This is a genomic window from Actinocrinis sp. (genome assembly GCF_035938995.1).
Lineage (GTDB): Bacteria > Actinomycetota > Actinomycetes > Streptomycetales > Catenulisporaceae > DASZGI01.
On sequence record NZ_DASZGI010000310.1, the window covers coordinates 1 to 25,530 of the forward strand.

Below are 25,530 nucleotides of genomic sequence, written 5' to 3' on the forward strand. Positions count from 1 at the left end.
CACCATCGTGGTGATCAACAGTGGTTCGCCGGTGGTCATGCCGTGGCTCAACTCGGTGGCCGGGGTGTTCGAGAACTGGTACGGCGGCGGGGAGACCGGCGCCGCGACGGCCGCGCTGATCTTCGGCACCGTCGACCCCTCCGGCAAGCTGCCGGTCACCTTCCCCAGCAGCCTGAGCCAGGTCCCGGCCCAGACCACCGCGCAGTGGCCGGGCACCCCGACCGGCCCGATCTACAGCGAGGGCGTGGACATCGGGTATCGCTGGTACCAGTCCCAGAACATCACCCCCGCGTTCCCATTCGGCTTCGGCCTGTCCTACACGAACTTCTCGTTCTCGAACCTCAATGTCGGCGCCTTCAACGCCAACGGCACGGCTACGGTGACCGCCACCGTCACCGACACCGGCTCACGGGCCGGCGCGGACGTGGCGCAGATGTACGTCGGCGACCCGGCCGCCAGCCAGGACCCGCCGGAGCAGCTGAAAGGCTTCCAGCGCGTCATGCTCAACCCTGGGCAGAGCGCGACGGTCACCCTCCCGCTGACCATCCACGACCTGGCGTCCTGGTCGCCGACGGACAACCAGTGGGAGGCCCGGGCGGGCACGTACTCGATCAAGGTCGGGGACACGTCCAACAGCCTGCCGCTGTCCGGCTCGACCAGCCTGGCCGAGACGCTGACCGGGCAGATCGCCGGGGGCGCCTCGGGCGTCTCACTGGCCAACACCGCGGTCAGCGCGAACGTCACGCCGAACTCGGGCGTGCCGGGCGCAGAAACCGTAGGTGTGGTCAACCCCTTCGGCTACAGCAGCCCCAAGGGCGCGGCGGTCTCCTTCGCCATACAGGCCGTGGACTCCAACACGTCGCAGACCCTCACCTACACCGCGACCGGGCTGCCGCCCGGCCTCACGATCGCGTCGAACGGCACGATCTCCGGTTCCAGCGGCACGCTCGGAAGCTACACGGTGACGGTGACGGCGACCGACACGCAAGGAGTCTCCGGCACGGCCACCTTCGTGTGGTCCGTCGTGCAGTGAGCTGTGTCATCGGTCGTGCAGTGATCACGGCGCCCCGCTAGTCGGGGCACCGTGGTGGTCTCACACGCACCCATTCGGCCCCGGCCGGAGCCGGTGCCATCGCCACGATACGCCCACCCGATCAACACCGCGCAAGCCAACCAGTAGACGAGGCGTCACACACAGCCCCTGGTCACGATGGAATCGCGTTTTCGAGTACGACAGGCCGGCGCGGGCACCTGCGTCGCTGTCAGACGGCCGACGCCGACGCGTCGGGCCGGGCGGACGGCACTGCCCAGCCGGGTGATCGGGCCAGCGCCGCGGCGCGCGCAATCGCGGCAGTGGTCGCTGCCTCGCGCAGGTCCGGGGTGATGTCCATCGGCTGCGCGCTGATGAACTCGACGTCGATCACGCCGACGAATCCGAAGATCGACCGCAGGTACGGCTCATGGAAGTTGTAAGCGTGCATAGGACTCCCCGGCGAGTAGTCCCCGCCATAGGAGGTGGCGCACACCATCTTCTTCCCGTTGACCATCGGCACCACCTGACCCATTTCGTTGTAACGGAATAGGTAGCCAGGCTGCACGATGCAGTCGATGTAATACTTCAGCGCGTACGGGATGCTGAAGTTCCACATAGGAGCGGAAATCAGGTATGCGTCGACGGCGAGAAAATCCGCTATCAGCGTCTCGATCTGCCGCCACGATTCCCCGTGACTCTTGTCGATCGGCTGCGCGAACATGAGCTCGTATTTCGCATCGATGTTGTCGCCGACGATGTCGGGCAGACCGTGGTGGTACAGGTCGACAACGTCGACGGTGACGTCATCGCGGACCGCGCGTAGATTGTCGATGAAGGCCTCAGACACGCGGAGAGTGTTGGAATGCCCGGTTCGCGGTGTTGCGATGATATGAAGCAGCCTCATTGTTGTCCTCGTGACTGGTGGTAAATCAGGGAATTAGTTTTCCGTCGCCTGCCTGTCAATGAACGAGTATCCGGAATGTTCCACGGCGTCGCCGGGGTTGAGCCTGTCCTCCTTCCTGGTGATCGACGCCACGATCGCGGCAGAATGAGCTGCCGTCGCGGTCCTACCTCGTCGGGTGCCGTCCTGTGGGCGCATCAGCGTCGACGCCGCGTGGCGGAAAACTCTCTATCGCCTCGAGGAGCGGTAGCTGTTCACGGGCCCAATAGCTGACTTCTCCGTCAGGATCGTCGACCAGTTCCTTGTACTCACGCCAGGAAATCCACTTGACGGAGTCCACCTCCGCCGGATTCAGCACAGGCCCTTGGTCGACGATGGCGACGAAGACGGGGCAGAACTCGTTCTCCACCACGCCGTCGAACTCTGAGGTGCGGTACCGATACCGCGGCAGAACGCAACGCAGGTTCGCCAGGCTCTGCAGTCCGAGCTCGAAGGACGCACGGCGCCGTACAGCGTCCTCGATCGCCTCGCCGGGCGCGGGATGACCGCAGACGCTGTTCGTCCACACGCCCGGCCACACCTTCTTGTGCAGCGCCCTGCGGGACAGCAGGAAAGCGCCGTCAGCCCGCCTGAAGACATAACAGGAGAAGGCTATATGCGGGCGGGTATTCGCGTGGTGGCTCTGAAGCTTGGGTCCGATTTCGCCGGTCGGGACACCGTCTTCGTTCACGAAGACGATGCTTTCCTCGTCCATGTCGACCAAAGTCAGTCCGGTCTCATCAGCGAGGCAGTTCGTCCGCGTCACCACGGCAGCGAACCACGGGCGTGGAAAAAGCCTCCGGTCGGGCCGTCAGGACCGATGAGGGCCATGCGGACAATGACCTCAACACCCTGTTCAACAGTCTGGCTACCCTGATTGCCGTTGATGTCGGTCGCCGTGAATCCGGGGTCGACAGCGTTGATCTTGAAGTTCGGATACGCTTTCGAGTATTGGACGGTCAACATGTTGAGCGCGCTCTTGGAGGCGTGATACGCCAGACCCGGTACGGTGAATTCGAATGTCGTCGGCGCGTTGCACAAAGTCATGGATCCGAGCCCGCTACTGACGTTGACGACGACGGGGTTCTCACTCAATTCCAGCAACGGGATGAACGCATGCATCATGCGGACCACACCGAACGTATTGGTATTGAATGCTTCCTGCAGATCATCGGCAGACACTTCGTTGATTCGCTTCAGCGGACCACCGATGCCGGCATTGTTGACCAGGATGTCGATCCTTCCGAAACGCTGGCGGATCTGCTCCGCCGCGGCAGCGACCGAATCGTTGTCGTCGACATCCAGCTGCACCGCCTCGCAGTTCAGCTCCTCGGCAGACTCCTTGCCGCGGCTCGAATCGCGCGCGCCGACGAAGACGGTGTTCCCTTCGGCGGCCAGACGCCGGGCGGTTTCACGGCCGAGACCTTTCGTGGCTCCGGTAACTAATGCGATTGCCATGACGGACGACCTTTCAGGAGTCCCTACTTGTCCCAGTAGCCGAACACGCGCGGACCGGCGTCGCCGGTGTAGTCGGCCTCCACCTTCAGGTATCCGCCGGACGCTCCGTAGGTGGTGTTGAAGATGAGCCCGCGGTCCTCCGCCTTGAACGGCGCCTCGGCCTTGAATCGAGCAGCCAGCGGGTGCCAATGCCCTGGGAACGTCTGCTCGGTGGCCGTCATCGCGAAGCACAGCCGCTTGGCGTCCGGAGACACCCAGTCGAACGTGTAATAGACGTTCACGGCCTCCGTGTCCCTGCGGAGTTCCTCGTCCGACGGAAGCGGCGATTTCATTTCCAGGATCATCTCCTCGGCGGCTTCCTGGGTAACCGTTCCCGGCGCCAGCATTCGCGAGTAGACGTTCGTCGTACCGTTGCGGAAATCGAATGCCATGATGCAGAAGCCGTCCAACCCGGCCCGCGCCCACCGCTCACCGTGGTTGCGAATCGAATCGGGAACGTGCTCGAGGCTCACCAGTTCCTCGAACGTCGGCGGGTTCTCGAGGAACGCCCATGCCTTCTCGAAGCCGTTACCGACGGAGATGTCGACACCCCACCAGACCGGCAGCTTCTCGGTGACCTCCTGAGCCAGCAGTTCCACCGGACGCCCGGTGGGAACGAAGAGACCCTTCTCCCGGGCGATCGCGACGGGGTCGTGCTTGAGCTCCGGCGTCATGTACCGGAAATTGACGCTCCGCCGGCTGGGCGACTCGGTCGTCGTGCGGACCGTTATCGTCCCCGTCTCGAACTGCTCCCGGTAAGCCGACAGCGCCTCATCCACCGCCGGGCCGTTGAAGCCGACCTCGGCGATCTCGGCGTACTTCTGCAGATCCGCTCTGAACTGAGCCAGATCGGTCTTCGATTCGGTCATCTCAATACTCCGTTCTAGAAGGAATTCCCTGTCACGGTCGTGGCTGGATCAGCCACGACCGCGTTCGATCAGCAGGACACTGTCAGTGGGACGTGTCCTTGACGAGGGTGAACGTCTCGGATGCGTGCAGATTCGGAGGGGGACCGACCGCGTCCGCACCGAACCGGTGCAGCAATGCCAGATTCTCCTTGTCCTTACGTCCCTCCGCCTTGCCAACGGACTGGAAGTACTCCTCCAGCGCCCCCGGCATCGCACCGATCAGCACCTTGCTGGAGGACGTCACCGTGTCGAAGGTGTGCGGGAGACCACGCGGCGCGTACACGAAGCCCCCGGCTTCGACATCCCAGGTGTCGCAGTCTTCGAGCTTCGGGGCGCCGATCCAGAAACGGACCGTCCCCTCCAGTACGACCCAGAACTCGTCCTCACGCGTGTGGATGTGGAGCGGCGGCGCGTTTCCGGGCTCGACGGTGTTGCGAATGACTGTCAGCTCGCCTCCGGTCGCCTCTCGGGGCAGGACCTGTTCGAAGCTGGTGGCGTAGTAGTCGAAGTGCTGGCCTTCTCCGACGTTCGCAGCGTATGGGCGTTTGCCGATTCCAAAGCTCACGATGACTCCTGGGTTGTTTTCGTTTTGCTGCCAGATGGATTTCTGGATTCTCTGCGGCCTAACCTGCCGAGATTCGACGATGTCTTGATGTCCGGCGTCGGCAGGAGCCCGACGACCCGTACGGCTGTACAGGCCGAGTCACGAAACGGTTGATCGAATGTCGGGTGGCGGGCCGAGAGCCTCGCCGCCGAAGTGGCGCAGCAGACTCAGGCTTTCCTCTGGCCCCCGCGTGCCGGTTTTCCCCACGGACTGGAAATACTTCTCCACCGCCCCTGGAAGTGCCCCGATGAGTACGGTGCTGGAAGGAGTCACGGTGTCGAAGGTGCGGGGCACGGATCGGGGTATGTACATAAGACCCCCCGGCCCGACGTCGCGAGTCTCGCATTCTCCCAACGAGTTCGCCCCTGTCCAGAACCGCACGGTGCCGCTGAGTACCACCCAGAACTCGTCCTCGCGGCTCTGAACGTGCAGCGGCGGTGCACTGCCGGGAGTGACCGCAAACCGGATCACCGTGAGGGTGCCGCCGCTGGACGCCTCCGGCATGACCTGTTCGAATGTCGAGTCGTTGAAGTCGAAGACCCGGCCGTCGGCGACGTTGGCGACGTGCGGCCGCTTATCCGTCATGCGGCTCTCCTTTCGAGAAGCGGCGGAATGGATTTGTCGCCCCGCACGAGGTCGACAAGACCGGCGGCATCCGATACGGAGTCGCCGCGCCACGCGACGTGCTGGTCCGGGCGCGTCAGAACCAAGCCGGCTCCGTACCGCGTGACATCGAGACGCCCTCGGTTGTCGACCACCGTGAGAGGAAGACCGACAGCGGCGGCGGCTTCCCGCACCGGCTGGACATCGATCGCCGGGTCAAGACGCAGAAGCGTGTAGTCCGGACCGAGATGGTCGTAGAGCGACGTTCCGTCTGGCAGCCAGGCGTGTGGAAGGCGAGCACCGGCCTCAGCGGTCGGCCGGTACGACGTCACGTCGTCGTCGCCGCCCATCGCGGCGTCCTCTGCCGCGACGATGGGGGACCCGCGGTAGCTGTATCCCAACACGAGGCCGAGACTGTGGAATTCGCTCGCCTTGTCACGTTGGATTTCGGCCGCGGCGAGGGCGCGAGCCGCCGCGCCGATCGGTCCCGGCGGGCCGACCGGCAGGGCAGCCAAGTCGGCCGGCGTACGGCTCAGTTGGCGCTTCGCGGTGTCGATGGTCCGTACCGCGACCGGCCGACGTTCCGCCTCATAACTGGTGAGGAGTCCGGGGCCGCCCCAACCGCCGAGCACCGCGGCGATCTTCCAGGCGATGTTGACGGCATCACCCAGGCCGGTGTTGAAACCGTGGCCACCCCATGGCGGGACCAGATGCGCCGCGTCTCCGACGAGAAAGACCCTGCTTGTTCCGTAGCTGTCCGCCACCAGCGATCGGGCGTTCCAACGGTCGGTCGCGAGGATCGACATCTCGAAGTCCGCACCGATCAGCTCACGCACCACGCGGCGCGGGTCAAGCGCGCCTTCGCGATCGTTCACCCCGACGACGAACCATGTCGAGTCCAGATCCAGGCGACCGACGAGGCCGGACGACGCCGCGTTGAGCACCCAGTAATGGATCGCCGGCCCATGCGGCACCTTCTCGGCGAGACCCGGCGCGCGAAACACGATGTTGAGATTCCTCCGCGACTCGGCGGAGCCGAGGTATCGCGCCCCGATCGCCGCCCGGCTGATGCCCTGCCGGCCATCGCATCCGAGCACGTACTGAGCTTGGATGAGCCGATCCCGGCCGTGGTCGTCGCGTATGGACACGATGACGTGATCATGGTGTTCGTCGATCGCCACGCCTTGTGCGCCGACCGCCATCTCGACGTCGTCTAACTGAACGACGGCTTCTCGCAACACGAGCTCGACGAGAGGCTGGGGAATTTGTTGGCCGGACTCGGCGAAGACGTCCGCCCGGTTCGGAGTGAGTCCGAAACAGTCCTCGAACCGGGTGATCTCGGTGCCGAGGAGACTGGTGCAGAAGACGGCATCCTGTGACCAGCTGATCGGAATGGGCGCAGCGTTCCGGATCTTGTCGGCCAGGCCCCAGCGGCGGAAGTGCTCCATTGATCGCACGCTCGTCGTCTTGGCACGCGGCCGGCTGTGGTCAACCGTTCGCCGCGGTTCGACGACGAGGCAACGTACGCCTCGTAGGCCAAGCTCCATCGCCGCCGCCAGGCCACTCGGACCTCCGCCGAGGACGACCACATCGGATTCAACCGGCCTGTTCATGCCCTCACCCCGATCCGGGCCGAAGCCGGAACTGAGGCCTCGTTCAGGAACCGCTCGAGCACCGCGTTGAACAAGCCGCCGACATTTTGTGTGCCGTGTCCGCCGGGCACCGTGACGCGCTGAGCACCGAGCTGATCGGCCAGTGCGTCGCCGATGACCTCGAACACCGGTCGCCCGCCACCGGTGACGACAAGCGTCGGGAACGACGCCGCGCGCAGTGCGGCGACGGGGATGTCCGCTTCCCATGGCCAGCGAAGCTGGGGAATGCGGTCGGCGAACCTTTTCAGCTCCTCGGGCAGCGGGTGAGGGAAGCTGAGATCAGGATCGATGAACCGGAATACGGCGGCGAGTAGCTCATCGGGCTCGGTCGGCGGCTGCGCCAGCAGCCGCTGCATACCCCTCTCGTAATCGCCCACCACCGCATTGCCCCGGGCGACGCTGCTCGCCGCGCTCTCGATCAGCGTCAAGGACAGGACAGCGTCCGGCCGTGCTGCCGCCGCCAACATGGCGCCGACGGTTCCGTACGACTGCGCCACGACATGTGCGCCCTCGCCGAGGAGTTCGGCGATCAGCTTCCCGTCCTCCTCGAAGTCCTCGCGAATACTGGTGGGACTCTGTCCGTAGTTCAGCCTCGACGGGACGATCAGGTGCCATCGCGCCGCGAGTGGGAGTTGGGCCTGCCAGGCCTCAACCCCTCCGAACGCGCCGCCGTGAACGAAGACCACCGGCTGGCCGCTTCCCAGCTCCGTGACCTGCATGCCGCCGGGACCGACCCGTTCAACCATGATCGTGGAGGGGTCGACCGTGACGCCGCTACCGGAACCGAGCTGCTCGGCGAACGCCTTCTCCAGCACGGAGACGCTCGTATGTCCGAGGAACGTCGCCGCCGGAAGCGTCCGGCCGATTTCGCGGGTCAGCATGTCCCGGAGCTCAAGTGCCATCATCGAGTCGAGCCCCAGGTTCTGCAGCGGCTCGTCGAACTCGATCTCATCGGCCGAGTTTCCGAGCACTTGTGCCACACCGCGGATCAGGCTGGCGCGCAGCTGAGCCGGATCAAACGGACCCGACGGGAGGCGCGTCTCGGCAGGCGATGACCGGCGTCCGACGACGTCGGCCTTCGCCACCTTGGGTGGCGTCTTGATGGCGCGGGTCAGCTGCTCTCGGCTTGCGCGACGCACATGAGCACCCTGCAACTCGGCGACGATCCCGCCGTTCTCGGTCAGGAGAACGATGTCGGCGCTGAGCAGATCGGCGCTGGTCCTCGGCCGCAGCCGGGTCCAACAGATGAGTTGCTCACCGCCGTACCCGTGGAAGACGTACCGCTCCAGTTCCACCAGCATGATGAGCGAGTCGTCCGGGAGATCGTCGACACAGGCGAAGATCGTCTGTAGCGCGCAGTCGAGGATGCCGGGATCCAGCCGATACGGATACGTCCGCACGTCCGCCTGTTCGGGTCGGATCCGGGAGACTGCTTCCCCTGTTCCGTGTCGGATGCTTTCCAGCCGCTGCGACGAAGGCCCGAACTTGAGTCCGCGGCGCCACAGATCGCTGTAGAAGCGGACGCCGTGCGTGTGTTGCGGGCATCGCTGATACGCCGCCTCGATGTCAGCCATTCGCGACGGCCCGGAATGCGGCAGGACGTCACTGATCGATCCTCTGGCGTAGACGGACCAGGTCCCGGTGGCACCGGACGGACTTCCGAAGTACTGGAAATCAGCGTTGGCGGAGTCGGTCGGGGTCGCGACGAGCTGGGTGACCACTCCCCCGGCCGGCGGCATCACCATGGCCTGTTGAAGCAGCAACCGGTCCACGCACACCTCGTCCGTGCCGAAGATGTCCGCGGCGGCCTCCATGGCCGCTTCGAGGTAGAACCCGGCATTCACCACGGGAGTGTCACCGACGACGTTTTCATCCAGGCCGGGGAACAGCTCGGGCACGAGCCGGCCTTCGTACTGCTCGACGTCGAACGGCGACGGAACGCGGCGGCCCAGCAGCGAGACCGGCTCCAGTGCGCGGGTCACGGGTTCGACATTCGTCGCCGTCCGGGACACCGGAGTCGCGGCGGCCGGTTTCGCGGCCACGTCCACCACGACATCGTTCTTGTACCAATGCCGTCCGCGCTGGAACGGATAGGTCGGCAGCGCAACCTTGCGACGCCGATACGGCCGTTCGGCCGCTACCCATTCAATTTCCGCTCCGCGGACCTCGAGAACTGCCAGCGCATCGAGCAGCGTCTGCCAGTCACCCTGGCCGGGCCGCAGCGACGGCAACCACGCGACGTCGGGATCGTCGATGGTCTTCCTGCCGAGCCCGCACAGCACCGGCGAAGGGCCGATCTCGATGAAGGCTCGACATCCGCGCTCGCCCATGACGCGGATCGCCTCGGCGAACCGCACTGGCTTGCGAGCGTGGTCCCTGAGGTACCGGGCGTTGTAGGTATCGCGGCCGGCAAGCCCTCCGGTGAGACCGGAGATCAGTGGCAAGCGAGGCGCTGCGAACGCGACGTTCTGAGCGACGGCTTCGAAGCCGTCGAGCATCGGCTCGACGAGCGGCGAATGAAAGGCGTGCGACACACGCAGAGGGATTCCGCGGACTCCCTGAGCGGCGAAGACTTCGAGCACGTGGTCGACTGCCGCGGTCGCGCCGGCCACCACGACATCGTCGGGGCTGTTCACCGCCGCCACGGCGATGTCTCCCCGGCCGAGGAGCACTTCGTTGACCCGGTCCAGACCGGTGCAGATCGCGGCCATCGCGCCGCCGGCGGGCAGCTCCTGCATGCGCCGGCCGCGCTCCGCGATGAGCGTGATGCCGTCCTCCAACGAGACGACCCCGGCGACGCAGGCCGCCGCGTACTCCCCGACGCTGTGGCCCAGCAAGGCGGAGGGTTGCACGCCGAAGCTCTGCCAGAGGCGCGCCAAGGCGTATTGCAGGCTGAAGAGGACCGGTTGACTGTATCGAGTCTGGTCGATGAGCCGATCAGGAACGTCGGGCGAGAACAGCACCGACAGCAGCGGGTGGTCGAGGTGGGGACGCAGGAGCTCGCCGCACTGCTCCAGGTCCGCCCGGAACCCTGGCTGGGTCTCGAAGAGTTCGCGGCCCATGGCCCTGTACTGAGATCCCTGTCCGGTGAACAGAAAACCCACCTTCGGACGACGCCCGGACGCCGTCACAGCACTGCGCACCGCCGAATCCGCCTTGCCTTCCAGGTGGGTCGCCAAAGCCCGGCGAAGTTGGTCGACGCTGTCGGCACGCACGGCCAGCCGATGGTTGAAGCGGGCACGACCGGTGTTCGCGGTGAAGGCGAGATCCCCCAGGTTCTCGCCGGGGTGAGTCTCGAGGTGGTGGACGTACTGCTCGGCCATCGCGATGAGCGCCTGGCCGTCACGAGCAGACAGACACACCAGATGTGTCGAGCGATCCGGCGCCGTCGTCCGCTGCTCGTATTCCGGCGCCTCCTGCACGATGACGTGTGAGTTGGTACCGCTCGCTCCGAACGAGCTGACCCCCGCGACGCGGGGCCGACCGTTTCGCGGCCAGGCCCGCAGCGTGGTGCTCAACGAAATCGGCAGCTTGTCGAGGGGGATCTCCGGGTTCACCTCCTTCAGATGCAGCAGCGGTGGAAGCTGCTCGTGTTGCATGGCCAGCACGGTCTTGATGAGCCCGGCGACCCCCGCGGCGGATTCGAGGTGTCCGATGTTCGTCTTGACCGAGCCGAGAGTGAGCGGCTCGGCCGCTTCCGAGTCGGGGCGCAGGACGTCCACGAGGGCATGGACCTCGATAGGGTCGCCGAGCGCCGTGCCGGTTCCGTGCGCCTCCACGTAGCTCACGTCCGACCCGACGAGCCCGGCCCGGCGTAACGCGTCACGTATGACCGCCCGCTGCGCGGATCCGTTCGGCACGGTGATGCCGCTGCTGCGGCCGTCCTGGTTCACCGCGGAACCGCGGATGACCGCCAGAATGTGGTCGTTGTCGCGCTGGGCCGCCGACAGGGGCTTGAGAACGACGACGCCGCAGCCTTCGCCGCGAACGTAACCGTCAGCCGCCTTGTCGAAGGTTTTGCACTTGCCGTCGCCGGCCATCATTCCGGCCTTGGAGAGAATGACGAACCACTCGGGCGACAGCATCACGTTCACGCCCCCGGCGAGCGCCATCTCGCAGTCGCCGGTACGCAGGCTCTGCACCGCCAGGTGCACCGCGACGAGCGAGGACGAACACGCCGTGTCGACCGTCAGGCTCGGTCCTTGAAGGCCGAGCCAGTAGGCCAACCGTCCCGAGGCGAAAGCGGACGTGAGGCCGCCACCGGTCAGCGTGTGGCCGTCCAGCTCACTCAACTGCCCTCGTTGCATGAGGCACTGGCTGTAGTCAGCCGTCGTGACCCCGATGAAGACGCCGGTTCTGCTCCCGGACAGCCGCGTCGCCGGTTGGCCGGCGTGTTCGAGGGCCTCCCAGCCGACTTCGAGGACGAGGCGCTGCTGCGGATCCATCTGGGCCGCCTCGCGAGCCGAGATACCGAAGAAGGCCGAGTCGAAGAGGTCGATGTCGCGAAGAAACGCGCCGCGGCCGGTGGACATCTTGCCCGCGGCCCGGGGATCCGGGTCGAAGAGGCCCGGCGCGTCGAAGCGTTCGGCGGGGATCTGCGTCACCGCGTCGCGGCCGCTTTGCAGGAGGGACCAGAAGTCCTCCAGGTTCTCGGCCGTCGGCATCCGGCATGCCATGCCGATGACGGCGATCGGTTCGTTGCGTTCGCGTTCGACACGTTCCAACGCCGAACGCAGCTCGTGGATCTCGGAGGCGGCGCGCCTGAGTGCGTCGCGAATTTCGGGTGATGTCATTTCTCGGTATACCTGCCGATCCCAACTGCGCGGGCGTGGTCGATCTCGAGCAGCAGTGTCAGGAGATCGTCATCGAGCGATGGATCCTCGGTCGCTGCGCCGGGTTGCGCAACGATCGCCCCGTCGGCAGCCCGAAGCCGTATCGCCTCGGACGTCGACGCGACGGCTTTCGCTGGCGCAGGCGCAGCCAGGAAGTGGGCTGCCAGTGCGGCAGGAGTCGGGTGGTCGAAGAGGACAGCGGCAGGGACGGTCGTACCGAGTACCGACTGCAGGCGCCCGCGCAGCTGAGCAGCACGCAGGGAGTCCATGCCGAGCTGGAAGAACCCGGCGCTCGGCTCGACGTCGTCCAGCGGGATCGCGAGGATCGTCGCGGCCTCTTGACGGATCCAGTCGAGAAGCTCGTCCAAGCTGCCTTCTGTGACAATCTCGGCCGCTGGGATTGCTGGGCTGCCCGCGTCGACCGTCGACGGTTCCTGCTTCTTCGTTGAGGGGGCGCCCACCGGCTGTGGCGCCATTGCGACAAGGGATTCCCGGACTTGCGGATTGGCGATGCTGTCCACGGACATGCGCGGCATGGCGCTCACCGCCGGTTGCGATTCCTTCGTCGGCAGGCTTTCCGCCGGTGGATCCTGATCGGTGGCGGCCGCCCCTTTCGGCCAGAACCGCTGCCGTTGGAACGGATACGTCGGCAGGTCGACCGGACGGGCATCCTGACCGAAGACCTCGCGCCACGGTATGGGCGCACCACCGACGTACGCCCTCGCGACGTCGTACGCGGTCTTCATGGCCGCGGGCGTGGTCGAGCGACTTGACTGTGCTCTGCCCTCGAAGAGCGCCGGCGACTCCTCGTCGCTGGTGAGCGCACGCAGTGCGGCGAGCACCTCGACGTGCGACCGCGCCACCACCACCGCACGATGGCGCATGGCCGCTCTCGTGGTCGCCAGTGACCATCCGACGTCGCGCAGCCTCGCCGCGGGATGCCGGACAAGCCACGCACCCAGCCGCTCGGCCTGCGCCTTGAGGGCCTCCCTCGTCATCGCCGACAGCGGGATGGGCAGGTCTGTGACCGCGGCGGCGTCCAACCCGTCCACGCGGAGGCTGTCCGGAATCTCGGGCGCCTCTTCGATGATGACGTGGGCGTTGGTTCCGCTCATTCCGAAGCACGACACAGCGGCGCGGCGGGTTCGGCCGTGGGACGGCCAAGGTAGCTGGGCCGTAAGGACCCTGACCCCGCCGGATTTCCAGTCGACATGTTCAGTCGGCATGTCGCAGTGCAGCGAACGCGGCGCCACGCCGTTCTGTATCGCATAGACGCACTTGATGACGCCGGCGATGCCGGCCGCGGCCATGGTGTGCCCGATGTTGGACTTCAGCGACCCGAGCAGCAGCGGCCGCTCCGGCGTCCTGCCCGGGCTGTAAGCGGCGAGCAATGCCTGGGCCTCGACCCGATCGCCCAGAACCGTGCCGGTCCCATGTGCCTCAAGGAGGTCCACATCAGACGGCTGCAGGCGGCCGTCGCGCAAGGCGCGTCGAATTACCGCCTGCTGCGAGGCCCCGTTGGGTGCCGTGAGTCCGTTGCTGGCACCGTCGGAGTTCACCGCCGTGCCGCGCACCACGGCCAAGACCGGGTGGCCGTTGCGGCGCGCCTCGGAAAGCCGCTCAAGCACCACAACCGCCACGCCTTCGCCCCAGGCAGTGCCGTCAGCGCCAGCCGCGAAAGACTTGCAGCGACCGTCGGGGGCGAGACCGCGCTGCCGACTGAACTGCACGAACGTCTCGGGTGTGGCCATGACGGTGACGCCTGCCGCCACCGCCAGCGAGGACTCGCCCGAGCGCAGGGACTGGGCCGCCAGGTGCAGAGCAACCAGGGAGGAGGAGCAGGCCGTGTTGACGGTGAGACTCGGGCCCTCGAATCCGAATGAATACGACACGCGGCCGGACAGAACGCTCGGAGCGAGTCCGGTCAGCCCGTAGGCCTCCGCCTCGCCGTCCTGGCGTGGCAGATCCGCACCGTAGTCCTGGATCGCCACACCGGCGAAGACCCCGGTCTCGCTGCCGCGCAGGCCGCGCGGATTGATCTGGGCTCGCTCGAGCGCTTCCCACGTCGCCTCTAGCATCAGTCGCTGCTGGGGATCCATGCTGAGTGCCTCAGCAGGCGAGATCCCGAACAGCCCGGAGTCGAACCCTGCGACGTCGTCCAGGAATCCTCCCCACCGCGAGTAGGTGGTACCCGGCACGGTCGCGTCGGTGTTGTAGATCCCGGGGATGTTCCACCCGCGGTCCTGCGGGAATTCAGCGATGGCGTCGATCTCCGACTCCACCAGGGTCCACAACTGGGCGGGCGTGGAGACTCCGCCGGGAAGCCGGCACGCCATGCCCACGATGGCGATCGGGTCCGAGGTGGTAGCGGACACATCGGCCGGCACGGATTCGGCGACGGCCTCCCGTGCCGTACGCGTGGACGTGAGCATGGCCAGGTGCGCGGCCAGCGCCCGCGGCGTGGGATGGTCGAACATGATCGTGGCTGGGGCACGCACCCCTAGACCGCCCGTGATGGCGCGGTGGATGTCAAGGAGTCCGACGGACGAAATCCCAAGGTCGCGGAATGCCGCCTCAGGGTCGATCAGGCTCGCGTCGACCGCGCCGACCGACGCGGAGACATGGGTGCACACCAGGTGCAACACGTCCGTCTCGGCCATCTCTTCGGGGCTGTCGAGGACGCTGTCCTCGATGGTCGACGTGGAGGACCGGCTCAACCAGAACCGCTTGCGGTCAAAGCCGTACGTCGGAAGATCGACGCGGCGAGGCGCATGTTCGGCGAACAGGTCGTCCCAGGGCACATCGACGCCGTCGGCGAACCTCCGCGCGAGCCTGCTCACGGCTCTCTGCGCACCATCGATCGCCTCGATGACCGTTCCCGCGACCTCGTCGGCTAGGGCGAGCTGGCGCAGGCCGTCAAGCAGCTCGAAGCGGTCGGCCGCGACTACGACCGCCCGGCACTCGAAGGCGGTGCGCGTGGTGGCCAGCGAGTGAGCGAGGTCCACGGGGCGGACACCTGGATGACGCTCGAGGTACTGCACCAGGCTTCCCACCTGGTTGCGCAGAGCACGCACACTTCGCCCGGACACAACGAACGGCAAGGTGGTGGAGACGGTGTGGCTGCCCGGTGCCGCGTCGTCCGACGCAACCGTGTCGGCCTCTTCGAGGATGAGATGGGCGTTGGTGCCGCTGATACCGAAGGAGGAGACACCCGCTCGTCTCGGATGATGCGAACGTTGCCACGGCCGGGCCGCGGTGAGCAGCCGAAGCCCCCCTTCGGACCAGTCGACGTGTGGTGTGGGGGCCGCCGCGTGCAGCGTCTTGGGTAGCATCTCGTGCCGCAACGACATGATCATCTTGATGACGCCGGCGACACCCGCCGCCGCATTGGTGTGCCCGGTGTTCGACTTCAAGGACCCCACCCAGACGGGCGCAGTCTGAGGTCGCTGGTCGCCATAGACCCGCATCAGCGCGTCCGCCTCGATCGGGTCACCAAGCTTTGTGCCTGTGCCGTGTGCCTCCACCGCGTCCACGTCGACTGGCGTCAGGCCTGCGTTGCTCAGCGCGTCCTTGATGACTTGTTCCTGGGCGGTCCCGCTCGGCGCGGTCAGGCCATTGCTGGCCCCATCGTTGTTGATCGCCGATCCCCGGATGACCGCCAGCACGGGAAGCTTCAGCCGATGCGCCTCAGACAGTCTGGCCAGCAGCAGTACGCCTGCACCCTCGGCCATGCCGATACCGTCGGCCGCGGCGGAGAAGGGCTTGCACCGTCCGTCGGGCGCCAATGCCCGCTGGAGACTGAACGCCTTCAGCATGCCGGGTGTCGCGAGCACGGTCGCGCCGGCGGCAAGCGCGAGATCACATTCACCGGCACGCAGGGACTGCGCAGCGAGATGAATAGCGACCAGGGATGCCGAACAGGCTGTGTCCACCGTGACGGCAGGACCCCTCAAGCCGAGGGCGTACGCAATCCGACCAGACACCACACTGGTCAGGCTGCCTGTCATGGCGTAGCTCGCGCGGTCGTCGCCGACGTCACTCAAGCCTGGTAGGTAATCTTGCTGAAGCACCCCGGCGAAGACACCGGTGCGGCTTTCCCGGAGCGTCGCCGGCACTATGCCGGCCCGCTCAAGGGACTCCCAGCTGAGTTCGAGGAGCATCCGCTGCTGCGGATCCATGGTGATCGCCTCACGCTCACCGATGTCGAAGAAGGATGCGTCGAAATCCGCGACGCCGTCGACGAAGCCGCCCGAACGGGTGCACACCTTGCCGGCACGACCCGGCTCCGGGTCGTAGAGGGAAGTCAGGTCCCACCCGCGATCGGTCGGCAGGCCGGCGATGGCGTCTCGCTCCTCCACGAGGAGTTGCCAGAGGCCCTCGGGCGACGTCACTCCGCCCGGCAGCCGACAGGCCATGGAAACCACGGCGATCGGTTCTGGGCTGGTACGACCGATGCTGAAGCTCTTCGTAAAGGCAGTGTGCGTGGACACCGGCGACGGGGCGGCGGGACTGACGGGGATATCGCGCGAGTCGGCCGCAGGAGGTTCCCCAGCGGGGTCCGGGAGGTCCGATCGACAATCCGGCCGGACAGGTAGGTCCTTCACGTCCGCTTTGGAGGAGACCCGCCCGCCAACGGCATGCAGACGTCGTGCCAGCTTGTCTACCGTCGGATGATCGAAGACGGTCGACAAGGGGATGGTGATCTCCAGCGCCTGGCTCAGGCGAACGGTGAGATCCTGGGCTGCGAGCGAGTCCAGACCGATGTCTTTGAGCGGGCGGTGTCGCGGAACAGGAACATCCGCGGGGAGCCGGAGTACCTTCGCGACGAGGGTGCTGACCAGGTCCGCCAGGGCGGCATGGTGGCCGATCTGTTGGGCGGAGTCGTCCGCGGGAGCCGCATACGGGACAGCCGATTCGGTGGTCTTCACGGTTGCCTGCTCTTGGAGCAATGTTTGCGGGACCACGGCCTGGGGGGTTCGGTTGCCGTCGTCCAGCCAGTACCGCTGACGTTGAAACCCATATGTGGGCAGGTTCACGAACTGGCGCGAGCCTGCGCCGAAGGAGTCCGTCCACTCGGGTTCGAAGCCGTGGACGTGCATGTTCGCCACAGCCAAGGGAAGGAAGAGCCCAGCTTCCCGGGGGTCAGGCGAGTTGAGTATTACCACGTCGTCATTGCCTGCCGCACGGGCGGCCTCAGCAATCGAACCCGCGAGTGTGGGATCGCTTCCGACCTGGATGAGGGTGACTGGTTCACTGCCGCGTATGAGCCTGCGCACGGCGTCGGAAAAGCCGATCGACCGGGGAAAGTCCTCGTACCAGCGCTCTGCGTCGTCCGCGCCCACCGCCTCCGAGGCTTCGATGTAACACCAGCCGTTCTCCGGGTCCGGTGAAGGGGCGTCGGCATCCTGATCGCGCCCACGTGTCAACAGCCCGGCCACGTCGGTGAGCGAAAGCGTCCGCGATATCGACGCGGCTTCCAGGCGCCTCTGCGAGCGGCAAATCACGGCGTCGGCGCGCAGCCCGGCGGAAGTCCACACGCCGGCCAACGAGACGGTGAATGCGAAACGGGCGGCGTCAAGGACATCCGGGCGTCCCAGAAAGTCAGGGCGGACCGTCCCGCGGAGCAAGTCGAGCACCGGACTACCGACGTGTCCCTGCAGCGTCTCGAAGCATTGCTGCATGCTCGCCGCGAACGTGGGCGACTCGTGAAGAAGGCGGCCGGCGATCCGCTGCCAATCGTCCGTGGCGGACGGCAGCACGAAGGCGATGCGGCCGTCCGGCCGCTGCGTGCCACGCATGACATTCGGTGCGGGACGCCCAGTCGCGATGGCGTCGAGGCCGGCCAGGAGACCCTCGCGGTCGGCCGCGATGACTGCCGCACGCTCGGCGAAGTGAGCGCGGGCGACCGCCAGGGTCCGTGCGACATCCTCCAGCTCGAGGTCGTCGTGTCGGACGAGATGGGCCAGAAGGCGACCGGCCTGCTCGCGCAATGCCGCGCTCGTCAATCCCGACACCACGAACGGCAGAGCACGAAGGTTGCTCTCCGCCTGGTCGGCCGCGGGCTCCTCGAGGATGAGATGGGCGTTCGTCCCGCTCAATCCGAATGACGAGACTGCCGCCCGCCGAGGCGCGTCCCGAACCGGCCAGGGCCTCGCCGAGGTCAGCAATTCCACTCGGCCGCTGCGCCAATCCACGGCCTTGGAGGGCGCATCGATGTGCAGGGATTTCGGTACGCGGCCATGCTGCATCGCCATGACCAGCTTGATCAGACTGCCTACACCGGCCGCGGCCTGAGCGTGGCCGATGTTCGACTTGAGCGAGCCGACGAGCAGTGGAAGAGATTCCAAGCGGCCTTGGCCGTAAGTCGCCAGCACCGATTCTGCTTCGACACGGTCGCCCAGCCGGGTCCCGGTCCCATGCGCCTCGAGGACGTCGATGTCTGCGGCTGTCAGTCCGGCGGACGCCAGGGCCTGCTCGATCAGGAGGCGCTGGGACCGGCCGTTCGGAGCCATCAGGCTGGCCGTCTCTCCGTCCTGATTGACTGCCGAGGCACGGATGCAGGCAAGTACCGGAAGGCTGGCCTCCCGGGCCACATCCATCGGCGCGAGAAGGACCATGCCGGCGCCTTCGCTCCAGACGGTGCCATCGGCTGCGTCGGCGAACGGTTTGCAGCGTCCATCGCGGGCCAAGGCGTCGTAGGCGTTGAACTCGGTGAACATCCCCGGGCTGGACGCGAAGGTGACTCCCCCGGCGAGCGCAAGTGTGCAGTCACCGGCCCGGAGCGCCTGTATCGCGAGGTGAATCGCCACAAGGGAACCCGACTGTGCGGTGTCGACGGTGATCGCGGGGCCTTCGAAGCCGAATACGTAGCTGAGCCGGCCCGACACGAAGCTCGGCCGGGTACCGCTGAGGACATGGCCACCGATCTGCTGCGGGGCTTCGTGCATGCGGGGGCCGTAGTCCGGCGACATCGAGCCGACGAAGACACCGACGCCGGCGGGGCGGCGGGTGCGGGGCGCGAGACCGGCTCGCTCGAGCACCTCCCACCCGACCTCCAACGCGAGGCGCTGCTCCGGGTGCATCGCCTCGGCCTCGCGCGGCGAGATCCCGAAGAACGCGGGGTCGAAGTCAGCGCCGTCAGTGAGGAAACCACCGTTCATGGCAGCGCCACGTCGGCCACCGGAGTCCGGGCGCGGGAGTTCCCGCACGTCCCAGCCGCGGTCTGCGGGAACGTCGGAGGTCGCGATGCGCTCGGCGACCAGGAGTTCCCAAAGGTCTTCCGGTGAATTCACGCCACCCGGGTACCGACAGGCCATCGAGACGATGGCGATCGGGGCGTGAGCGCCGCAATCATTGCCTGTCCGGTCGATTCGGCGGCGCTCAGCCGGGATCGAGAAGCCGTCAGAAGTCAGTCCATGCATCATTTCCGCCTTCAATGAAGGGAAATTGACCACCGTCAGCCCTTGCGAGCGATGACCGCCCCATTCCCGCCGCCGGCTTCGAACCGGACGATCACGGGCTCGGTGAACCCCGCGTCGACCAGCCAGGACGAGTACTCGGTCTCGGAGTAGTTCCTGCCGCCCGACTGCGCCACGAGCATGTTCATGCCCATCAGCGCGGCCTCGGGCGGACCGGTGCGCTCAGGGTTGAGGAGGTGTTCACAAATGATCACGATTCCGCCGGACGGAGCAGCGGCGAAGCATTTGTCCAGGAGCATGCGGTCGAACTTCTCATCGTGATTGTGAAGAATTTGGCTGAGGAGAATGACGTCGTACCCGCCCGGCAGCGCCTCGTCCGTCGCGTAGTTTCCGGCGACGGTGTCGACCACGTGGTCGACGCCGGCCTGCTTGATCTTCTCCTCCGCGATCGGGCATACATGAGCGAACTCGTACACGGTGCCCCGCAGCCCGGGATACATACGGCACAGCTCGATCGGGAAACCGCCCGAGCCGCCACCGACATCGAGCAGGCGTCGACGGCCGGCGAAATCGTATTGTCCTGCGAGCGCTCTCGCGGTGAAACCAGCCAGGGAGTGCATGGCCTCCCAGAAGAGACTCATGACCACAGCGTCGTCGGGTACCCACAAAGTGTCCTGCTCGTCCGGGTCCCAAAGAACGGGGCTGTCACTGCGTAGCGCCTCGAGCACCCGGTGCCATCCGGCATACAACTTATGGTTGTAGAACTTGACGTAGCCGCCGAAATAGTACGGACGACCGACCACGAGGAAGGTTTCCGCCAAGTCGGAGTTCCGGTAGGCCGGCCCGTCCTTCGCCAACAGGCCGATCGAAGTCAGGGCCGCCAGGAAGAGATCGGCCGGGCGTGGATGGAGATCAAGCTCTGCCGCCAACTCCTCGAACGTCGCCGACCGGCCGTCGGCCAACCTGGAGAACACGTCCAAGTCCACCGCCGTGGCGAAGGTCTTGAAGCTCATGAAACCGTTGGTGAGCTGGAGAAGGGGCAGCTGGGTCAACTGGGCGTCGAGGTTAGACATTTACGGCCTTCGGGGTCGACGTGCGGGATGTCAACGAGTGCATAGAGCCGGGAACAGTAAGGGTTCTTGTATTTCGCGACAGTGCCTGGCGAACCCAATTCCATTTGGAGACCAGAGGAGGTGGCTGTTCACCGGGGTGAACTTTTGCGAATTCACCGTCCGGCTATGGAGGCCTAGGTGACGACATTGATCGATTCGGCAAGCATCGATCTCTTAAAGCCTTCAGACACCGTCCTCCAGGATCAGGCCTCGCTCGATCAGAGCCCTGACGAAGTCGCGATCGCCCCGGCCGGGGCGATCGGCAAGGACAAGGTCCTCGAACGGAAGGTAGCGGTGGTGGCGTTCGGCGTCGGACATTTCTTCTCCCACGGACGGCCAGGCAGCCAGGTGGTCGACTCAAGGAGCTGCCAGGCGAGTACACACCGGGGCGCGGATCACCACAAGAAGCGTCATTCGGGAGTGGCCGAAGGATACGGAGCCGTTTCGGAAGTTGTATCTCTCTGCTTATTTCAGCTGCATAATCCTGTCGCCTGCCCTGGTGCCGCACCTAGCTTGCAGTGGGGAAACATGGTCCGCTCAGAGTGGAGGCCGCCATGATTGCCGCGCTGCGGTGTAGTCGGTTGTGCCTGATTGAATCCCGTCCCGGCGCGGGCGTTCATGCGCGGGCATTGTGGGGCGCTCAGCAGTATCTTGATCCCGGCCGAGGCGGGCTCGGCGTCAAAGGCGGCGGTGTATTTCGCATCCGGTCGCGGATCAGGTGGCGGAACTCCCAGGCCGCTCGCCCAGGCGCATCAGCAGTGCTTTGCCACCAAGTGCCGGTGCCACGCCAGCAGCGTGGCCGGAGACACGATCCGGTGCGCACGCAACTCCTTGGGCAGCAACCAGTACAGCGCCGCGAGCAGTGCGCGGTCACACCAGGTCGGCCTCGGCGCACTGACCTGGCGGCGCGGCACCGCTACCTCGTGGCGCAAGACCAGGATGGCAACGTTGCAAAGAAACCCGCTGTCTTAACGCCCATTTCCCTGCCTTCGAGCAGGTCTGATGCGCACAGCAAGATCCACCGCCTTCGGCCATACCCGGCAACCGCCCGCAGGAGCCATCCGTGAGCACCATCGATATCACGACCAGCCACGACAGCCGCCAATCCGCTCGACACTGCCACCATCAACCGCTCTGCCCGAGTGCCGACGCCCCTGATCGGGACGCGGCGCTCATCCGCGTCGCCCATCCCGAACAGGGCTGGAGCCTGTTGTGCAATGGCGTCATCGTGTTCGAGGACACCGGTGAACTGCTGCCCGACGGCCGCACGATCCCCCCGCTCCCCGCTCCCCGCTGACGGCTGGATAGCGGCCTGAAGCCGAGCGGATCGGGCAGGCCGTGTTCGCCACGATGCCGGACATCGCCGCAGGCCCTCATCTCCGGATCCCTGCTCTGCCCCATCTGCGCCCGGCTGAAGCGGCGGCGTGTCCGCGGCGAACTAGCCGACGCACGTCGGCTGGCCGAACACGGCCCACTCACCGGCCTGCCCAACTGGGCCGGCCCACAGCGTTATTGCCGACCGCAGGTCGTGGCCGGACGGGCCCACGTGGCGGTCTCGGTCAACCTCGACGAGTTCAGCTGGCCGCAGCGCCGCGGGGTCTAGGAACTGTGCTGTGGCGGTTCCGCAACGGCACCGGCTGGCGCGACGTGCCGGACCGGTACGGGCGTGGAGCGCCCCGTGTCGAGGTGGATCCACGCCTTCTTGTGAGTCGTCATCGGCGACGTCCTGCGTGGCCATGACGCGACACACGTAGGTCCACCAGCACCGAGGTCGGGTCAGCTCAGGCAAATCGCCTCTTCTGGATCCAGAGACCGCCCATCCGGTTCGCCGAGCTTTAGCGCCTCCTCGACCAAGGCCTCGACGATCTGCGACTCCGGCACGGTGCGGATGACCTCGCCGCGCACGAAGATCTGGCCCTTGCCGTTCCCGCTGGAGACGCCGAGGTCGGCTTCGCGCGCCTCGCCGGGGCCGTTGACCACGCAGCCCATGACCGCGACGCGGAGCGGATACGGGAAGCCGTCGAAGGCGGCCTGGACTCGGTCGGCGAGGCGGTAGACGTCGACCTGGGCGCGGCCGCAGGAGGGGCAGGACACGATCTCCAGATGGCGTTTGCGCAGGCCCAGTGATTCCAGGATCCCGATGCCGACCTTGACCTCCTCGACCGGCGGCGCCGACAGCGAGACCCGGAGTGTGTCGCCGACGCTTTCGGAAAGCAGCAGGGCGAAGGCCACCGCGGACTTCAGCGTGCCCTGCTGGAGCGGCCCGGCTTCGGTGACGCCGAGGTGGAGCGGATAGTCGCAGCTCGCCGCGAGGAGCCGGTAGGCGGCCACAGCCATCATCGGGTCGTGGTGCTTGACCGAGAGCTTAAGGTCTGTGAACCCGTGCTCCTCGAACAGCGCGCATTCCCAGAGAGCTGACTCCACGAGAGCTTCAGGCGTGACGCCGCCGTGTTTGACCAAGAGGCGCTCGTCGAGCGAGCCGGCGTTCACGCCGATCCGGATCGGGACCCCGGCGCTACCGGCGGCTCGTGCGATGCCGGCTACCTGGTCGTCGAACGCGCGGATGTTGCCGGGATTGACGCGGACCGCCGCGCATCCGGCGTCGATCGCAGCGAAGACGTAGCGAGGTTGGAAGTGGATGTCGGCGATCACCGGGATCTGCGATTGGCGGGCGATCGCGGGCAGCGCGTCGGCGTCGTCCTGGGACGGTACCGCGACCCGCACGATCTGGCAGCCTGCGGCGGTGAGCTCGGCGATCTGCTGGAGCGTGGCGTTCACGTTCGCAGTCGGGGTCGTGCACATGGACTGCACACTGACCGGAGCTCCGCCACCGACGAGGAGGCCGCCGACCGACAGTTGCCTGGTGGTCCGGCTCGGCGAAGCGGGCGCGGCCAAGCCGGATGGCGGGGCCGCGCGCATGACGGTCATGATCGGGGCCCGGCCCCGGAAGGCCGGCGTGGGGAGATCTATCGCCGTCGAAGTACGCTGAGACGCGGCAGCCATAGGGCACCTCTTCCTCTAACAACAGTGGGCGGATTCGTGCTTCGCAGAGTCATGCCGTTCACCGGGCGCCGGGCCGCTTCCGCGATGCCCGCGCCGTCGAGTCCGGCTGCGGCGAGCAGGTCCGCGCGCTCGCCGTGGGCCACGAAGGCCCGCGGCAGCCCGAGGATCCGGACGGGCGTCGGCACTCCGGCCTCCGCGCATGCCGCCTGGACGAGACTCCCCATGCCGCCGGTCGCGGAGCCGTCCTCGACGGTGACGACGAGCCGGTGCCGTGCCGCGAGGCCGATCAGGAACGGATTGGCCGGGACGATCCACCGCGGGTCGGCGACGGTCACTCCGACACCGTCGGCCTCCAGGCGGCGGGCGGCCTCCAGACTGGACTCGGCGAGCGCCCCAGCGGTGACGAACAGCACGTCCAGCCCCATCCGGGAGCTGCGATGCAGGATGTCGACCCCGTCCATGCGCGTGACCGCCTCGATGTCCGGGCCGACCGAGGCCTTGGGGAGGCGCACGACCGTCGGCCCGTCGGCGGCCACGGCCTCCCGCAACAGTTCGCACAGCCGGGCCGGGTCGCGAGGCGCGGCGATCCGCACACCCGGCACCGCAGCCAGGATCGGCGTGTCCCACATGCCGTGGTGCGAAGCACCGTCCGGACCGGTGATCCCGGCCCGGTCCAGGACCAGCGTCACCGGCAGGCCTCGCAGGGCCACGTCCATCAGCACCTGGTCGAAGGCCCGGTTGAGGAAGGTCGCGTACAGGCACACCACAGGGTGCAGCCCGGCGGCCGCCAACCCGGCGGCCGAGCACACGGCATGCTGCTCGGCGATCCCGACGTCGAAGACCCGGTCCGGGAAAGCCGCGGCGAAAGCTTTCAGCCCGGTCGGCTGAAGCATCGCGGCGGTGACGGCCGCGACCTCCGGGCGCTCGGCGCCGATCCGGGCCAGCTCGGCGCCGAACACCGCCGTCCACGACGTCCCGCCCGGGGCCTTCTGGCGCCCGGTGACCGGGTCCAGGACGCCGATGCTGTGCATCCGGTCAGCCTCATCGTCCTCAGCAGGCTGATATCCCCGGCCCTTGACGGTGACGCAGTGCACGACGACCGGCCGGGCCAGCGAGCTAGCCCGGCGTAGGGCGGCCTCCACAGCTATCCGGTCGTGGCCGTCCACAGGACCGAGATAGGCCAGGCCGAGCTGCTCGAAGACTGAATCGTCCGCCGGGTCCGCGGTAGTGTCCGGACGCCAGGCCGGACGGCCGCGCAGGGCTTCGAAGTGACGCGCGAGGCCGCCGATGGTGGGGTCGTAGGAGCGGCCATTGTCGTTCAGCACCACGATCACCGGCCGATCGGCGCCGGACAGGTTGTTCAGCCCTTCCAGGGCCATCCCACCGGTCATCGCGCCGTCTCCGATGACCGCCACCACTCGCCGGCCGTGCTCGCCGCGCAACGCGAACGCCTTGGCCATCCCGTCCGCGTAGGACAGGGCCGTCGAGGCATGCGACGACTCGATCCAATCGTGCGGCGACTCGGCCGGGCTCGGGTAGCCGGACAGGCCGCCGGCCTGGCGGAGGGTCTCAAACCCGGCGGCGCGCCCGGTGAGGAGCTTGTGGACGTACGTCTGATGCCCGGTGTCGAACAGCAGGACGTCACGCGGGGAGTCGAAGACCCGGTGCAACGCGATCGTCAGCTCCACCACCCCGAGGTTCACTCCCAGATGGCCCCCGGTCGCGCACACCTTCTCCACCAGGAACCCGCGGATCTCCGCGGCGAGGCCGGCCAACTGCGCGTCGGACATGGCCGAGAGGGCGCCGGGAGCCGCGAGGTCGGCGATGAGCGGCCAAGCGGTGGCCGGGCTCGGGGATTCGGCCCGACGGGAGCCGGGCACGTGGGTGGTTGTCACGGGAAATGCCTCCATCGTCGTTGACGCGTCGCC

Annotated in this window: 16 protein-coding genes; 2 read left to right on the forward strand and 14 right to left on the reverse strand. The window is 66.9% G+C overall.

From position 1 onward, the window contains the following. Nucleotides 1-1,033: glycoside hydrolase family 3 C-terminal domain-containing protein (locus VGZ32_RS21625; RefSeq protein ID WP_326887960.1), on the forward strand; the 1,033-nt coding region annotated here is incomplete at its 5' end. A gap of 229 nt (nucleotides 1,034-1,262) precedes the next feature. On the opposite strand, the gene VGZ32_RS21630 is transcribed toward VGZ32_RS21625, so the two are convergent. The 12 genes from VGZ32_RS21630 to VGZ32_RS21685 all read right to left on the reverse strand — a co-directional run bounded on the left by VGZ32_RS21630 (nucleotide 1,263) and on the right by VGZ32_RS21685 (nucleotide 21,531). Then, nucleotides 1,263-1,937, reverse strand: coding sequence for an FMN-dependent NADH-azoreductase (locus VGZ32_RS21630; protein WP_326887961.1), 675 nt, complete (start codon nucleotides 1,935-1,937; stop codon nucleotides 1,263-1,265). Nucleotides 1,938-2,100: 163 nt separating this feature from the next. After that, the gene (gene idi, locus VGZ32_RS21635; protein WP_326887963.1) at nucleotides 2,101-2,688 is read right to left on the reverse strand and encodes an isopentenyl-diphosphate Delta-isomerase; all 588 of its coding nucleotides are present in this window, start codon (nucleotides 2,686-2,688) and stop codon (nucleotides 2,101-2,103) included. A gap of 47 nt (nucleotides 2,689-2,735) precedes the next feature. Next, entirely contained in the window at nucleotides 2,736-3,431 is a 696-nt protein-coding gene (locus tag VGZ32_RS21640) for an SDR family oxidoreductase (RefSeq protein WP_326887965.1), read from the reverse strand. A gap of 23 nt (nucleotides 3,432-3,454) precedes the next feature. After that, nucleotides 3,455-4,339 carry an aromatic prenyltransferase gene (locus tag VGZ32_RS21645; protein WP_326887966.1) on the reverse strand — a complete coding sequence of 295 codons (885 nt, stop codon included), beginning with the start codon at nucleotides 4,337-4,339 and terminating at the stop codon, nucleotides 3,455-3,457. 82 nt (nucleotides 4,340-4,421) lie between these two features. Next, nucleotides 4,422-4,943: a cupin domain-containing protein gene (locus VGZ32_RS21650; protein WP_326887967.1), complete on the reverse strand. Its 522-nt coding sequence runs from the start codon at nucleotides 4,941-4,943 to the stop codon at nucleotides 4,422-4,424. 138 nt (nucleotides 4,944-5,081) lie between these two features. Next, nucleotides 5,082-5,567: a cupin domain-containing protein gene (locus tag VGZ32_RS21655; RefSeq protein ID WP_326887968.1), complete on the reverse strand. Its 486-nt coding sequence runs from the start codon at nucleotides 5,565-5,567 to the stop codon at nucleotides 5,082-5,084. Next, complete coding sequence (locus tag VGZ32_RS21660) at nucleotides 5,564-7,198, reverse strand: FAD-dependent monooxygenase (protein ID WP_326887969.1); 1,635 nt, start codon at nucleotides 7,196-7,198, stop codon at nucleotides 5,564-5,566. The genes VGZ32_RS21655 and VGZ32_RS21660 overlap by 4 nt, the downstream gene beginning before the upstream one ends. After that, a complete protein-coding gene (locus VGZ32_RS21665; RefSeq protein WP_326887970.1) occupies nucleotides 7,195-12,030 on the reverse strand; it encodes an alpha/beta fold hydrolase in 4,836 nt (1,611 codons plus the stop codon). The genes VGZ32_RS21660 and VGZ32_RS21665 overlap by 4 nt, the downstream gene beginning before the upstream one ends. Continuing rightward, complete coding sequence (locus VGZ32_RS21670) at nucleotides 12,027-19,523, reverse strand: beta-ketoacyl synthase N-terminal-like domain-containing protein (protein ID WP_326887971.1); 7,497 nt, start codon at nucleotides 19,521-19,523, stop codon at nucleotides 12,027-12,029. Before VGZ32_RS21670 ends, VGZ32_RS21665 begins: the two co-directional genes overlap by 4 nt. A gap of 2 nt (nucleotides 19,524-19,525) precedes the next feature. After that, on the reverse strand, nucleotides 19,526-20,560 hold the full coding sequence (locus VGZ32_RS21675; protein WP_326887972.1) for a methyltransferase: 1,035 nt from the start codon (nucleotides 20,558-20,560) through the stop codon (nucleotides 19,526-19,528). A 222-nt stretch (nucleotides 20,561-20,782) separates the two neighbouring features. Continuing rightward, a complete protein-coding gene (locus tag VGZ32_RS21680; RefSeq protein WP_326887973.1) occupies nucleotides 20,783-20,917 on the reverse strand; it encodes a hypothetical protein in 135 nt (44 codons plus the stop codon). A gap of 434 nt (nucleotides 20,918-21,351) precedes the next feature. Beyond that, entirely contained in the window at nucleotides 21,352-21,531 is a 180-nt protein-coding gene (locus VGZ32_RS21685; RefSeq protein WP_326887974.1) for a hypothetical protein, read from the reverse strand. 146 nt (nucleotides 21,532-21,677) lie between these two features. Between VGZ32_RS21685 and VGZ32_RS21690 the strand changes: the two genes are divergently transcribed. Then, entirely contained in the window at nucleotides 21,678-21,896 is a 219-nt protein-coding gene (locus tag VGZ32_RS21690) for a DUF5999 family protein (RefSeq protein ID WP_349263707.1), read from the forward strand. Between the two features lie 479 nt (nucleotides 21,897-22,375). Here VGZ32_RS21690 and ispG read toward each other — a convergent pair whose 3' ends face one another. Both ispG and VGZ32_RS21700 read right to left on the reverse strand, forming a co-directional pair. Beyond that, entirely contained in the window at nucleotides 22,376-23,527 is a 1,152-nt protein-coding gene (ispG, locus tag VGZ32_RS21695) for a flavodoxin-dependent (E)-4-hydroxy-3-methylbut-2-enyl-diphosphate synthase (protein WP_349263706.1), read from the reverse strand. A gap of 38 nt (nucleotides 23,528-23,565) precedes the next feature. Next, nucleotides 23,566-25,512, reverse strand: a complete 1,947-nt coding sequence (locus VGZ32_RS21700) for a 1-deoxy-D-xylulose-5-phosphate synthase (protein WP_349263708.1) — start codon at nucleotides 25,510-25,512, stop codon at nucleotides 23,566-23,568. Between the last annotated feature and the right edge of the window lie 18 nt (nucleotides 25,513-25,530).

Bases quoted from the DNA above. Each gene is read 5' to 3' on its own strand.
- idi (WP_326887963.1), bottom strand. From the start codon at position 2,688: ATGGACGAGGAAAGCATCGTCTTCGTGAACGAAGACGGTGTCCCGACC.
- VGZ32_RS21655 (WP_326887968.1), bottom strand. From the start codon at position 5,567: ATGACGGATAAGCGGCCGCACGTCGCCAACGTCGCCGACGGCCGGGTC.
- VGZ32_RS21660 (WP_326887969.1), bottom strand. From the start codon at position 7,198: ATGAACAGGCCGGTTGAATCCGATGTGGTCGTCCTCGGCGGAGGTCCG.
- VGZ32_RS21665 (WP_326887970.1), bottom strand. From the start codon at position 12,030: ATGACATCACCCGAAATTCGCGACGCACTCAGGCGCGCCGCCTCCGAG.
- VGZ32_RS21640 (WP_326887965.1), bottom strand. From the start codon at position 3,431: ATGGCAATCGCATTAGTTACCGGAGCCACGAAAGGTCTCGGCCGTGAA.
- VGZ32_RS21680 (WP_326887973.1), bottom strand. From the start codon at position 20,917: ATGTCCGACGCCGAACGCCACCACCGCTACCTTCCGTTCGAGGACCTT.
- VGZ32_RS21700 (WP_349263708.1), bottom strand. From the start codon at position 25,512: ATGGAGGCATTTCCCGTGACAACCACCCACGTGCCCGGCTCCCGTCGG.
- VGZ32_RS21630 (WP_326887961.1), bottom strand. From the start codon at position 1,937: ATGAGGCTGCTTCATATCATCGCAACACCGCGAACCGGGCATTCCAAC.
- VGZ32_RS21645 (WP_326887966.1), bottom strand. From the start codon at position 4,339: ATGACCGAATCGAAGACCGATCTGGCTCAGTTCAGAGCGGATCTGCAG.
- ispG (WP_349263706.1), bottom strand. From the start codon at position 23,527: ATGACCGTCATGCGCGCGGCCCCGCCATCCGGCTTGGCCGCGCCCGCT.
- VGZ32_RS21675 (WP_326887972.1), bottom strand. From the start codon at position 20,560: ATGTCTAACCTCGACGCCCAGTTGACCCAGCTGCCCCTTCTCCAGCTC.